The 14,214-nt window shown below is 45.9% G+C and carries 10 protein-coding genes; 5 read left to right on the plus strand and 5 right to left on the minus strand.

Annotated elements, in window-relative coordinates:
• Window positions 1–24: 24 nt before the first annotated feature.
• Complete coding sequence (gene fliS / locus FBY58_RS03315; protein ID WP_141919482.1) at window positions 25–414, plus strand: flagellar export chaperone FliS; 390 nt, start codon at window positions 25–27, stop codon at window positions 412–414.
• Window positions 415–520: 106 nt separating this feature from the next.
• Here the strand turns inward: fliS and FBY58_RS03320 are convergent, their stop codons facing one another.
• Window positions 521–1,582 (minus strand): AI-2E family transporter, encoded by a 1,062-nt coding sequence (locus FBY58_RS03320; protein ID WP_141919483.1) that lies wholly within the window; start codon window positions 1,580–1,582, stop codon window positions 521–523.
• 68 nt (window positions 1,583–1,650) lie between these two features.
• Entirely contained in the window at window positions 1,651–5,031 is a 3,381-nt protein-coding gene (locus FBY58_RS03325) for a glycosyltransferase (RefSeq protein ID WP_141919484.1), read from the minus strand.
• A gap of 268 nt (window positions 5,032–5,299) precedes the next feature.
• On the opposite strand from FBY58_RS03325, the gene FBY58_RS03330 reads away from it, so the two are divergent.
• Window positions 5,300–6,757, plus strand: a complete 1,458-nt coding sequence (locus FBY58_RS03330) for an adenosine deaminase (protein WP_260432074.1) — start codon at window positions 5,300–5,302, stop codon at window positions 6,755–6,757.
• A gap of 133 nt (window positions 6,758–6,890) precedes the next feature.
• On the opposite strand, the gene FBY58_RS03335 is transcribed toward FBY58_RS03330, so the two are convergent.
• The 3 genes from FBY58_RS03335 to FBY58_RS03345 form a co-directional block, all read right to left on the minus strand.
• Window positions 6,891–7,412, minus strand: coding sequence for a phosphoribosyltransferase (locus FBY58_RS03335; protein ID WP_141919486.1), 522 nt, complete (start codon window positions 7,410–7,412; stop codon window positions 6,891–6,893).
• 79 nt (window positions 7,413–7,491) lie between these two features.
• Window positions 7,492–8,520, minus strand: a complete 1,029-nt coding sequence (locus tag FBY58_RS03340) for an arginine N-succinyltransferase (RefSeq protein ID WP_141919487.1) — start codon at window positions 8,518–8,520, stop codon at window positions 7,492–7,494.
• Window positions 8,517–9,731 carry a hydrolase gene (locus tag FBY58_RS03345; RefSeq protein ID WP_141919488.1) on the minus strand — a complete coding sequence of 405 codons (1,215 nt, stop codon included), beginning with the start codon at window positions 9,729–9,731 and terminating at the stop codon, window positions 8,517–8,519. Before FBY58_RS03345 ends, FBY58_RS03340 begins: the two co-directional genes overlap by 4 nt.
• 319 nt (window positions 9,732–10,050) lie before the next feature.
• On the opposite strand from FBY58_RS03345, the gene FBY58_RS03350 reads away from it, so the two are divergent.
• The 3 genes from FBY58_RS03350 to dnaJ all read left to right on the plus strand — a co-directional run bounded on the left by FBY58_RS03350 (window position 10,051) and on the right by dnaJ (window position 14,141).
• A complete protein-coding gene (locus FBY58_RS03350; RefSeq protein ID WP_141919489.1) occupies window positions 10,051–10,731 on the plus strand; it encodes an HAD family phosphatase in 681 nt (226 codons plus the stop codon).
• A gap of 242 nt (window positions 10,732–10,973) precedes the next feature.
• Window positions 10,974–12,881, plus strand: coding sequence for a molecular chaperone DnaK (gene dnaK, locus FBY58_RS03355; protein ID WP_141919490.1), 1,908 nt, complete (start codon window positions 10,974–10,976; stop codon window positions 12,879–12,881).
• A 123-nt stretch (window positions 12,882–13,004) separates the two neighbouring features.
• Window positions 13,005–14,141, plus strand: coding sequence for a molecular chaperone DnaJ (gene dnaJ / locus FBY58_RS03360; RefSeq protein WP_141919491.1), 1,137 nt, complete (start codon window positions 13,005–13,007; stop codon window positions 14,139–14,141).
• The last annotated feature ends 73 nt before the right edge of the window (window positions 14,142–14,214 follow it).

The raw sequence follows: 14,214 nt of genomic DNA on the forward strand, positions 1-14,214 counted from the left end.
TTGGGAGGTTTTAAACCGTAGAAGATGAATTATTCACCTTTTTCTCGGGCTGCAGCCCGATATCGGGATGTCGACATTGATACGAAAGTGATGAACGCAACCCCACATGGGTTGATTACATTGCTGTATGAAGAATTGATCCGTGAATTCAATGTTTACAAATCGGCGCTTGATCAGGGCGATCGCGAGAAACGCTATCAAGCACAGGGAAAGATTTTTCGTCTTATCAGTACCCTTGAGAGCTCTCTTGACTTTGAAAAAGGCGGAGAGGTCGCAAGAAGCCTTTTTCGGAGCTATGCCTATATCCGGCATGTTTTTAGCCAGACGATAAAGACTTTAGATCCAAGCCATATTAAAGAGGCGCAAAAAGCGGTAGCTGATTTGCTTTCTGCATGGAATGAAATTGGCCATTAAAATATTTAATAGATTACGCTGAAAATTAATAAAGCTCACCTCGGTAACCGAGGTGAGCTTTATTTTTAGATTCTATGGATAGGTCGCTGCAAACAGCGCCCCTTTTTTATTCTTCGTTCAAATGAGGGCCTTCAGCAACATCCCGCCAAATCATGATGAGAACAGCCATAAGCGCGGGGCCTAAAAATAGGCCTAATAAACCGAAGGTTTCAATGCCGCCGAGGATGCCGATCAGAACCCACAAAAAAGGTAATCTTGTGGCGCCTCCGATAAGAATTGGACGGACAAGATGGTCAGCAATGAGAAGAATAAGCATTCCCAAAGCGATAACCGTAATAGCCGCCCCAAGATGACCTTGTGATGCGAGAATCGCCGCTACAATACAGAACATAACCGGAGCGCAAAAAGGAATAATGGCTGCGATTGCCGTCATGCCACCGAACATAATCGCATGAGGGGTTCCTGTAAAAACATAGATGATGCCTAATAAAACACCTTCACCCAATCCGACCAGAACTAATCCGTCGAGAGTACCACGAACCGACAGAACAACCTGATGGGCAAAGCGTTCCATATCGGGCCCCATGAGCCGCCGACTGACATTTAGGAACATTTTTTGTAATTCTGTACCCGATCGAAACAGGAAAAACAGGCTCATAAGAGTAAAAAAGAAAGTGGTGATACGTCTGGCGATATTCATTCCAAACGCCCGACTATGATTAATCAGATTACCGTTCAACAGCTGATGTAACGATATTTGGCTACTATCTTGTGAGGATGGTGCAAAAAACTGATGCCACTTGTTGATCAAATTTTCGCTAAAAAAAGGTATCTTACTAAACCATGTCGGGGGAGCTGTATCTTGGCTTTTCAAATTCTGAAAGAAATGGATCGCTGCCTGAAAATCATTCATGATTTCAAAGGCAAAAAATAATAAAGGCAATATTAACGTAACGCCAATGGCTATAGTTGCCAAAGCCGGAGATAAAACTTTTTCATGTTTTTCTCCCATGGCATTTTTTAATTTGAGCCAGAGCGGCCAAAAAGCAATGGCGAGCACAATACTCCAAATCAGAGCCGGCCAGAAATGACGGATTGTCCATAGCCCAAGGCCTATAATGCCAGCAAAAAAGATAAATCTAAAAGTGTATTGAGGCCGGCTTGCCATATTAAAATCCATATATGAGATGAAAAAACCAATAATGAATATATTTTTATATAATCTATATTGGTAATTTATTTATTACTTTCTGTTTGGACATGACCTGACCTTTCTAATTTATCCCATCCCACTTTGGGGCCTCTGATGGCCTGCGTCAGGGCTTTGATAACAACGTAATACATTATCTGACGATAACCGATCCGTTGCGGGATCAAGAGCCATAGTAAAGACCAACGTTCTTTACGTTCCAATGCAAAAGCGACGACCCCTGACATTAAGTCGATGAGTGTAAAGACGCTCCAATAGGCTGCCATTTTTTGAAGGTTATCGCCTTGCTGCACCCAGCCATGTTGATAAACCGCAAAAACGGTAGCGATAATGCTGATAACCAAGGCAAGATCAATAATCGGCGATATCGTTGCAAAGCCAATTTGGAACACAAGCGACTGCGGCAAGCCTATATAGGCCAATCCTTTAGGACGACAATTTTTGATAATCGACCAATGTTTCCACAGACATTGTAACGTTCCAAAAGCCCAACGGAAACGTTGTCGTGCCAAAGCACGAATAGTTTCAGGCGCTTCCGTCCAAGCAACAGCATAAGGATCGTAGCGTACCGTCCATCCACGTTCCTGAATAGTGATCGTTAAATCTTGATCTTCGGCTAATGTCTGATCTGGGAAACCACCAACTTGACGTAAGGTTTCAGCCCGCCATGCGCCCACAGCCCCTGGAACGACGGTCATAGCATCCAAAAGAACCGTTGCACGTCTTTCTAGATTTTGTGCTGTGATATATTCAAGCGCTTGCCAGCGGGTGATAAGATTTACCCGATTGCCAACTTTCGCATTGCCTGCAACAGCGCCCAATTTGGGATCTGAGAACCAGCGGGTTAGTCGAGCAATAGTCTGGGGTTCAAAATGAGTGTCGGCATCAAGCGCTATGATAATTTCGCCTTTAGCCTGAGCTACGCCATAGTTAAGCGCCCGTGCTTTCCCCCCATTTTCAAGCCTAATAAGCTGAACTCGGGGATCGTCTGCAAATTGGCTTTCGACAATTTCAGCGCTGTTGTCGGTTGAGCCATCGTCAATAACAATGACTTCGATATTATTGACGTCACTACTGGCTAAAACGCGATGGATAGAGGATTCGATAACGGCTTCTTCATTAAAGGCCGGAATGAGTACGCTGACTGTACGATCAGGCGCTATTGGCGGGAAAACCAATCTGTTTTCTTTTCGGGCCTGTATAATAGAAAAAGCCGAAAGAAATAGCGCGCGAAGAATACCTAGCGTGATAGCAATCGCAAAAATCCAGCGAAGGGCAATCACAGAGGCACCCAAACAGGAAAAGAGTGCGAAATTCCAGCGCGCAGATACCCTTTCGACAGGGCTTAAGGGAGGTATCGCTTCATCGCGTTTCAAATTGATTAAATCCGAAACCAGAACAAGTTTGTATCCCTTTGCCCTTAATTGGTGAATGATCTCTGGTAAGGCAGCAATGGTCTGGGTGCGGTCACCGCCAGAATCGTGCAAAAGAACAATTTGATCGCTATGCTGATCGGTAGCCTGACTGACTTGATCCATGACCCTTTGGATAATTTCGTCTTTTTGTGGTCGTTGCCAGTCATTGGGATCAACATGCAAACCAACAGAAAGATAGCCTAGTTTTTGAGCCGCATATACCGGATCGATTTCATCGGCTGTCGTTGGCTCTGCATCACCAAAGAAAGGGGCGCGGAAAAGTCTTAGTGATCGTCCCGTGAAAGCTTGAAAAAGGCGTTGGGTCGCATTGACTTCGATAACCGTACTTTGAACGCTGGCCATGCCCAAATTGGGATGGGTGTAGGTATGGTTTCCTACCTCATGCCCTTCTGCGATTTCTCGTAGTAGCAAGCTTCGGTTGGTGAGGGCATTTTCACCAATAATAAAAAATGTCGCAGGCGCTTGCTCTTTCTTGAGAATATCAAGGATTTTAGGTGTCCATTTCCGATCTGGTCCGTCATCAAAGGTGAGAGCTATCATCCCTGGACGATAACCTGCCCGTTCAATGGCATAAGGAAGGGGGATGGATGAGAAGCGCTCATCAGTAATGAGGCCATCATTACCAACGGCAATTTGTCGTTCGCCCGCTACTGGACGGCTGGCGACACGCAAGACTTCCCCGGTACCTTCAATATCAACTTCGGTACCAGCTGGAATATGCGTTAAAGCTTTAAAGGGATCTGTTGCAGGTTCTGTTGTATTTGCACCGTTATGGACGAAATGCGTCTTACCGAATATATTCCATAAAGAGGGATCTTCCGAGCCAAGTCGCCATAAAGCAAAAGCATCGAATCCCAAGTGATGGGACATTTTAATTTGATTGTAAAAGCTGACAGCATCCAGCATCCAGACATCATGAGTGATGCCAGATTCGCTATAAGAAAAATGTGTATTACCCGTATCTTTATCAAAGACAGGGGAGGTTCCGGACTCATGCGCCGTGAGCCATGCCTGTTCTATTGAAATAGCATCGGTATCGCCGCCTTTTTTCCAGCTATAGGCATAAGATCCTAATGCCACGATTACCTTTTCAGGAGGCAGATTACGGGTTGCCTGTTCTACGACATCCATAAACCAGTCATTTGACGCAATGGCACCGGCTTCTCCACCAGGGTAATGCTCGTCATAGGCCATCAAAATAAGCTTATCGCTTACCTTGGCAAAGGCCGGCAAGTTCCATGCTTCATCGGCAACAGGGGCGGCAACCGTCAAAATCCAATGATGCGCAGCAAAACGATCATGGGTTTCTTTTAATAATTGCAGATAAAAAGGCAGCGTCTGCGCCGACAAGGATTCAAAATCGAAAACGGCACCATCCGCTTGATTTTTAACCAGAAAATTTTCAACATTATTGAGGAATTGCAACCGTGCTGCTGGATCGCGCATCAAAGAGGCTGCATTTTTTCCATCCCATTCGCCACCACTGACATTCTGGATCATTGGCAGGATTTTTGGGCGTTGTTTGGCATTGTTGATAATGGCGTGCCCATGCGGATCAGGAAATTCTGTCCAGTGGTGATCAGCACCTGTAACAGAAAGCCAGCCGGGAGAGAGCCAGTCAATATCATTGATATGACGTGATAATGACGCGATACTGGCATCATCCCATGGCGTGTAAAAGACCATGCTTAAAGCGTTTTTAGGCTGTTTCGGTGGGGTTTTAATCAAACCGATACGCGATAAGGCATGATGAAGATTTATGCGCGGATGCGGCATTATCCCGTTTGGTTGAGCCTTGATCGGAGGACGGCCTACAGAAAAAGGCAAGTTCTGACCAATAGAAGGGATGGCAACTGTCGCAAAAAGGGTAGCGATAGCCAAAAAAAGCAACGCAAAAAAAGCCACGATTGCCAATGCAAAGCGTCGCTTTCTTTTCCCTGATGAATCATAAAATACTGGTTTTTTGTTCATATTTTTATTTCACGCGCATCTTTTTAATAAAAATGATACGTCTTTATAAGATAGATGATGTATCGGAAATTGACGGATTTCTGTAGAAAATCTTTATGCAATTTGGTGATGAAAAGGAACTGGCAGGTTGTTTCTTCAGAATTTTTCAAACATTTCATTATCCCCGTTGAAAACAAAGACAGCTGTTCTCCCTCTCATTTTTTCTTCGTTTTTGATGTCTCAAGGTCACGCTTTTAATGCCCAGCCATCGTCTGATAGCGAAAGCATCGTGACTGCCAAAATCGAAGCCGCAAAAGCAAACACGCCTCGTCTTCGTATGCTTGTGTCAGCTTTTCCTAAAGGGGGCGATCTTCATCACCATCTAGCAGGTGCGATTGATGCTGAAACGATGCTTCAATGGGCAGGAGATGAAAATTTATGCGTCGATCCTGTGAAATTATCTGTGGTTTCGCCTCCTTGTGAGACAGCTGCAAATAAAAAGCCAGCAAAAAATCTGGAGCGCCAAGACCCTGCCTTAAGAGAAAGCTTAATAGATGCTTTTTCGATGCGGAATTATCACTTTAATGCCGTATCTGGAGACCATTCGGGTCACGATCATTTCTTTGCCAGTTTTTACCATTTCGCGGCAGCTTTAGATAAAAATTTTGGTCGGATGCTGGCTTATAGTCGTAGGGATGCTGCGGCTAATAACTTGTTTTATATTGAAACGATGGAAAATCCGAAAATTGTATCGGCTTTTGCCAGAGGTATTTTGCAAGACGCAAAAGGGCAGACATCACCGGATACACTTTGGAAGGTCGTAAAAGATCGGCTTCCGGCGGCAGTTGCAGCGGCGAAGGTAGAAACATCAGAAGCCGAAGCTCAGGCACGGCAGATATTACAATGTGATATCGGGCATCCTGATCCAGCTTGCGCGGTTACCATGCGCTATATGATTTTCGCGATGCGTTCCGCACCGCCTGAAATCGTTTTTGCTCAGTTGGCATTGGGATTTGCCTTGGCACATAATGATCCGCGTTGGGTTGGCGTGAATATTGTCGCACCAGAAGACGGGGCGGTTTCTATGCAGGATTATGACCTGCATATGCAGTTTTTTCGCTTTTTACGGCGGTTATATCCTGATGTAAAAATCACACTCCATGCCGGAGAGTTGGCACCACCGCTGGTGCCTGCCGCCGGTTTAAGAGACCATATTCATAAAGCGGTTTTTGATGCCGGTGCTGATCGGATTGGGCATGGTATTGATATCGGTTGGGAGAACAATTCGGTTGAAACTTTGCAAGAGATGGCAAAGCGCCCAATTCCGGTTGAAATCAATTTATCCAGCAATGATGCGATTTTGAATGTCAAAGGCAGTCAGCATCCTTTTGCGCTTTATCGTCAGTATAATGTGCCAGTTGTTATTTCGACCGATGATGCTGGAGTTTCCCGAAACGACCTGACAACCGAATATATGCGGGCGATACAGGAACAGCATGTTTCCTATAGTGACTTAAAAAAGCTGTCTCGTGATAGTTTGGAATATTCTTTTCTGTCAGGCGCCAGCTTGTGGCAGCAAAAGACAGGTGAGGCTGTAAAACCGGTTTGTGCAGGTATTGATTTTACCTCTGCACCCCAAGGCAAATGCGCTGAGTTCTTAGCAAAAAATAATAAAGCTGAATTAGAGTCGAAGTTAGAAGCCGCCTTTATTCACTATGAAGGAAAGGTCAGGGAAGGGGGCTTATAAAGCATCCTTTAAGGACTTTTTGGCGGGCTGTTTCTTGAATTTTTGAGAAAAACAGGCCTTTAATTAAAAAATAAGGGCAATAACATTGCGGTTTATTCCGGTGTTATTGCCCTTTGAATATTTAGAATCCGGTTTAAGCAAGCCTTTCCGGAATAGAATTGGCTTCTTCGCTAATGGTAGCCTGGCTACCCATCGCTTCCCAAGGGAAGATCAGCCAGCTTTTGTCAACATTCCGGTCAATGCTGCGTGCCGTGATATCGACCCGTGCTTTTGACCGGATATTATCCAATAAAACCGCAAAACGGACATGTTGAGCAACGGCACCATTTTTGTCCATCATCTGACGTAGATAGGCAATTGTACCGCCAGAATCATTGATATCATCAATGAAAAGAAGCTTGCGTCCCGCAATCGTTAATTGAGCCAGTTTCAGCAATAGCTCATCAGCAAAGTCGAAGACTTTGGATGAATGGTCAACCGAAAGCATCGGGACATTCAGGCAATGAGACAGATAAACTGCCGGAACGAGACCACCTCGTCCAACCCCGACAACAAAATCAGGATATTCATTGCTGGTTGCAACCTTTTCAGCCAGCGCTTTAACGTCACTGATGAAGGATTCATTATCAATATGGGTAAATTCAATTTGCGCCATAATACTCATATATTCCGTTTAGGACGACGATACATAACTGGAAGCCTATATCTTGATTTTTAACAGTTCACTGGGTCGATCATCTTGGGATATGAACGAAATTATCACCCGATGTAAGCTGTAAATTATCTATGGCTTTCTTGTTAAGCTTTATCTGCGGATTATCTTTGGTTCCTTCCGTCAGCTTGGCGTAGCTGGCACGGAAGTCTTTCAGACGACCTTTGGCGACAACAGAAAGTACCCCATCATCTTCATTTTCGACAACGCCCTGAAGCGTGCCTTCTTTGGCGTGCGCCACTGAAATAATATGGTCGGTTTCTGCGACCATGGTTGGGCCACCATCAAAAATATCGACATAGCCATTAGAGGAGAAGCCTTCTTTTTGCAGCATTCTCATAGCAGGACGTCCGCTGGTATGCGGTTGCCCGATTACTTCCCGTGCCGTTTCCGGTAACAAGGCAGTATAAATCGGGTAATCAGGCATCAAATCGGAGATGAAATGATTGCCTTTGATCGAATTGAGATAATCGGCTTCCTGAAAAGACATGCCGAAAAATTTGTTACCCAAGCCATCCCAGAAAGGTGCGCGGCCATTTTCATCAATGACACCGCGTAATTCAGCCAGAAAACGATCAGCAAAACAGGCGCGATGCATTTTGATGAAAAGATAGCGAGAGCGTGCCAGCAGCAGCCCCAGACCGCCGGTACGATGATCAGGGTGTAAAAATAGACCGCCAACCTCCGAGCAACCTTCGAGATCAGTTGTCAGGGTTAACATGCGGGTTGTGATGCGGTGGTCTAGCTCTGGCGAGGTTTTGGTGAGCTGGCTTAAACGATAGCTATAAAAAGGCTGTTTTACACCGACTTTTGCAAAAATCTGCGCGGTGCCGACGACCTGCCCCGTTTCTGCATGTTCTAGAACAAGAACATAAACATGGTCGCGAACAGCGTCTTCGGTTTCCGAAAAAGCAGCACAACTTTTTGCGACTTTGTCTTCCAACGCTTTGAGGTCGGGCGGTAAATTGGTGAAACCGCCCCCCGTCAGCTGCGCCAAGGTGTAAAGAGACTGTTCATCACCGGCACGTGCCGGACGAATTCTGTAACTCATATTCCCCCTTCCTTTAAAAGCCGCATCAAGACGAGCGCAGAAAGCTGTGCCCGCTCCCCAAGGCTTTTAATGATCATGAATTCTTGTGCGGAATGGATGCTACCGCCTCTGACCCCCATTGTATCGATAACGGGCACATCCATTGCCGAAATATTATTGCCATCACAGACGCCACCCGTCTCTTTCCATTGAGCGGTTAACCCAAGATCGCGACAGCTGTTTTCAACCAGTGCCATTAGATTTTTGCTCTTTTGACTAATAATTTTAGGTGGACGACCGAATTGGCCATAAATCGTAACTGTCACACTATGATCTTGAGAAATATCTGCAATTGTTTTTTTCAGCAGATCTCGAGCTAAATTCATTTTTTCCGTGGTTGAAGCGCGAATATTGACCCGAAGCACCGCATTATCAGGCACAATATTGTTAGGGCCGCCGCCATCAATCTTTGCTGGGTTAACGGTCATGCCTTCACAACTAGCGGCTTTTAGGCGAAGAGCCATATCCGCCGCGGCAAGTATTGCATTGCGACCTTGGTCGATATTCCGTCCAGCATGAGCAGCTAAGCCTTTGATAACGATTGAAAAATTTCCGCTACCCGGACGGGCACTGGCGAAGGTGCCATCAGGCAGCGTTGAAGGTTCATAGGTGAAGGCAGCCGTTTTTCCAGCGGCGGCCTGCGAAAGAAGCGAAGCGGATGATCCAGAACCAATTTCTTCATCGCTGTTTAGGACAATTTCATAGCCCAACTGATCTTTTTCAGGATGCTGTTCAAAGGCTTGGAGTGCGGCCAGCATGACTGCCAATCCGCCCTTCATATCAGCGACACCAGGCCCGCCCAATGTCTCATCATCTAAATAAGTAACAGTATTGAAAGTATGGTTTTCGCCAAAGACAGTGTCGAAATGGCCAGTTAAAAGAATTTGAAGCGGTGCTTTGGGACGAACGGTTAAATGCAGATGGGTCGCCGTCGATGGTGGAATGGGTTGGCCTTCCGCAGAAATAACCGATTGGGACGGGAGGGTTACCTCCTCAATGGTAGCGGGTAAAATGGAGAAGGCTTGTTTTAAGGCCTCTGCCATGTGAGCAAGGCCAGTTTTGTTATGAGAGCCGCTGTTAATATTAGACCAGCCGGTCAGAAGATCCAGCATTGGAAAATCGGCGGCTGTTTTTAAAATTCTCTGTTCGCAGGCATTGATTATATCAGCCATTTCGTCCAATCCTTCTTTGTCTGTGAATGAAGGCCGATAAAATAAAAAGCGGCTATTTATCGACGGGAAGATGAATATCCAAGCAGATAGTTCTAGATCATTCCTGATAAAAATGGCAAATGCTGTTCTGGGCTTTCAGGTTGAAACAGACTGTTTTTAGCCTATGGGAATGAATTTTTTTTGGAATATGCGTCGGATATATAATTCAAGGTCGGATATTTTCAGCTAGGGTAGGGTATATTGTAAAAAATAAAACATATATTTTATGTAATTATCTTGTTTCGGGTGAATGTGCCCCATTACCTACCCCAAGGGAGCTATGACGATAGAACTCGCTATTTATGATATGGATCGCACGATCACCTATCGGCCGACATGGACACCATTTCTGATCTATGTTGCCTGTCGCCGACAAATGTGGCGGCTACTTTTTCTGCCTTTGGTCGTGTTCGCCATGCTTTCCTATGTCATGCGCCTGATTTCACGGGGTCGGTTAAAGGAAATATCCCATGCTTTATTATTGGGATCGCATGTTGATCCCGAAGACATAAAGCCTTTGGCTGAAAGTTTTGCTGAAAAAACGATCCGCGATAATATCCGTCCGGGTGCGGTGGCTGCGATAAAAGCTGACCATAAAGCCGGAAGACGGTTAGTTATGGCGACGGCATCCTATCGTCTTTATGCCGGATTGATTGCTAAAAAATTAGGTTTTGATGATGTTATTGCGACCGATAGCAGCATTCGTCATGATGGCCATTTAGTGGCGCGTATTGAGGGTGAAAATAATTATGGCCCTGCCAAATTGCGGATGATTTTGTCTTGGATGACGGAAGCCGATTTGGATCGCGATGATTGTCACATCCGTTTTTACAGCGATCATGTTTCCGATGCACCTGTATTCCGTTGGGTTGATTTACCCTTTGCGATTAATCCTTGTCGTCGTTTAGAAATCTTAGCCAAAAAAGAAGGTTGGCCCTGCCTCGACTGGAAGCATAACTAGCCTTTTTGGGCGTCAATTATTTTTATTGTCTTAATCTTGAAGATTAGGATTTTAAAACCCACTATACGCCATTCAATGCGATTAAATATTATTAAAAATCAAAATAATAGGAAGCTGCCTTGGGTGAGTGGCTTGCGCTTGTCAAAAGCGTTCTTATATCGCCCAATGTAGACTTGTTCCAAAGGCAAGCTTTTATTTTTAGAAGAGTAAATTTTGTCATTCCTGGGGAAGGAAGGTAGGACATGGGTAAAGTTATAGGTATTGATTTAGGTACCACCAACAGCTGCGTCGCTGTGATGGAAGGTGGCCAGCCTAAAGTTATTGAAAATGCAGAAGGCGCACGTACCACTCCGTCTATTGTTGCATTTACCAAAGACAGTGAACGTTTAATTGGTCAGCCCGCAAAGCGTCAGGCGGTTACCAATTCTGAAAACACGATTTTTGCGGTTAAGCGTTTGATCGGTCGTCGTTTTGACGATCCCGTAACCAAGCGTGATACCGAATTAGTCCCTTACCACATCGTTCGTGGTAGCAATGGTGACGCCTGGGTTAAAGCAGGTGGTCAGGATTATTCGCCTTCCCAGATTTCTGCTTTCATTCTTCAAAAGATGAAAGAAACCGCAGAATCCTATCTTGGTGAAACCGTCGATCAGGCTGTTATCACGGTTCCGGCTTACTTCAATGATGCTCAGCGTCAGGCAACCAAAGACGCTGGTAAGATTGCTGGTCTCGAAGTCCTTCGTATCATCAACGAACCGACGGCTGCTGCTTTGGCCTATGGTCTTGATAAAAACGACGGTAAGACGATCGCTGTTTATGACTTGGGTGGTGGTACCTTCGATATCTCCGTTCTGGAAATCGGCGACGGCGTTTTCGAAGTGAAGGCCACTAATGGTGATACCTTCCTCGGTGGTGAAGATTTCGACACCAAGATCGTCAGCTATTTGGCTGAAGAATTCAAAAAAGCCGAAGGCATCGATCTGACCAAAGATCGTCTGGCTCTTCAGCGTTTGAAAGAAGCTGCTGAAAAAGCTAAAATTGAACTTTCTTCTGCACAGACGACCGAAGTCAACCTGCCATTCATTACGGCAGATGCTACGGGTCCGAAGCATTTGGTTAAAGCCATTTCTCGTGCAGATCTGGAACGTTTGGTTGCTGACCTTATCGATCGTACGTTGGAACCTGTGAAAAAGGCTCTGGCTGATGCGGGCGTTAAAGCCTCCGATATTGACGATGTCGTCATGGTTGGTGGTATGACCCGTATGCCGAAAGTACGTCAGGTCGTAAAAGAATTCTTTGGTAAAGAACCGCATACCGGCGTTAACCCGGATGAAGTTGTTGCCATGGGTGCCGCCATTCAGGCCGGCGTTCTTCAGGGTGATGTCAAAGACGTTCTGTTGCTTGATGTTACGCCGCTGTCTTTGGGTATCGAAACCCTTGGTGGTGTGTTCACCCGCATGATCGACCGCAATACGACCATCCCGACCAAAAAGTCGCAGGTCTATTCAACGGCTGAAGACAACCAAAATGCTGTTACCATTCGCGTTTTCCAAGGCGAACGTGAAATGGCCGCCGACAACAAGATGTTAGGTCAGTTCGATCTCGTTGGTATTCCGCCGGCGCCACGTGGTGTGCCGCAGGTCGAAGTTACCTTCGATATTGATGCTAACGGTATTGTTAATGTGTCCGCTAAAGACAAGGGCACCGGCAAAGAACAGCAGATCCGTATTCAGGCTTCTGGTGGTCTGTCTGAGGGCGACATCGACAAGATGGTCAAGGATGCAGAGCAATTTGCAGCCGAAGACAAAAATCGTCGTGAATTGGCAGAAGCCAAGAACAATGGTGATAGTCTGGTTCACACGACCGAACGTCAGCTGAGTGAATTGGGTGACAAGGTTGATGCAGCCTTGAAAACCGAAGTCGAAGCAGCTGTTGCCGCTGTTAAAACGGCGCTCGAAGGCGAAGATGCGGCTCAGATCACTGAAAAAACCCAGGCTTTGGGTCAGGTCGCTATGAAATTGGGTCAGGCTCTTTATGAGCAGGATCAGAGCAACAACGAACGGCATGACACACCGGAAACGGAAAAAGCCGAAGGTGACAATGTTGTTGATGCCGAATTTCAGGAAATAGATGACCAAGATAAGAAATAATCTGGTTATTGCGACCCGAAGATCAGCCTTGAAATAAAGGGCTAGTCACGACAATACCACCATCGGTTTTTGGGCTATAGCTTGTAATCGGTGGTGGTACCGTTGTGAAAGTGGGGGAGCCTTGTGTCTGAGTTAGATTATTATAGTTTGTTAGAAGTCGAGCGCACAGCCGACGACAAAGTCATCAAAACATCCTATCGCCGATTGGCTATGCGTTATCATCCGGATAGAAATCCGAATGATAAAGAAGCAGAAGAACGTTTTAAGGCTATTTCCGAAGCCTATGACTGCCTGAAAGATCCCCAGAAAAGAGCTGCTTACGACCGTTATGGCAAGGATGCCTTCCAAGGCGGTGGTGCTGGATTTGGCGGCGGTTTTGGTGGCGGTTCCCAAGACTTTAGCGGCTTTTCGGATATTTTCGAATCTGTTTTTGGCGAATTCATGGGCGGCGGCCGTGGTCAGGCGCGTTCTTCAGTTCAGCGCGGTGCCGATCTGCGTTATGATTTGAAAATTAATTTAGAAGAAGCGTTTAAAGGTAAAACCATCGATATTGATATCGATGTCGCTTCTGTCTGCGATGCTTGCCATGGTTCTGGCGCTAAAGCTGGTTCTGGCCGCAAGACTTGTGACACTTGTCATGGTTCTGGACGGATACGGGTTCAGCAAGGTTTTTTTGTTGTTGAGCAGAGCTGTCCGGTCTGCCAAGGCAAAGGTGAAGTCATCAGCGACCCATGCCCTGAATGTCATGGGGAAGGGCGCTGTGAAAAGCACAAAACCCTTTCTGTGAATATTCCGGCCGGTGTTGATGATGGCACGCGCATCCGTTTATCTGGAGAAGGCGAAGCCGGTTTACATGGTGGCCCTGCAGGCGATCTTTACATATTTATCCATGTAACGCCGCATCAGGTTTTCCAACGTGAAAATTATAACCTGTTTGCTCATGTTCCGATTTCATTCACTCAAGCGGCTTTGGGTGGTTCCATCCACGTGCCAAGCCTTGATGGTGAACAATATGAAATCGCTATTCCTTCGGGTATTCAGTCAGGCAAGCAGTTAAAGCGGCGCGGTGCCGGTATGCCGGTATTAAATGGACGTGGACGCGGTGATCTGATTATTCAGATTGATGTTGAAACGCCGACCCGCTTGACGGCAAAACAGCGCGAATTACTGGAACAGTTCCGTGAAACGGAAACGGGTGAAGAATGCCCGAAATCTTCCGGTTTTTTTTCGAAGTTGAAAACAATTCTGACGGGTGAATGATCTCATCCATTAGAAAGCCTTTTTTGAAAAGATAAGGCCATACAGAATAAAAAAGGCTGCCTTTTCAGGCAGC

Source organism: Zymomonas mobilis (assembly GCF_006715975.1).
GTDB classification, from domain to species: Bacteria; Pseudomonadota; Alphaproteobacteria; order Sphingomonadales; family Sphingomonadaceae; genus Zymomonas; species Zymomonas mobilis_B.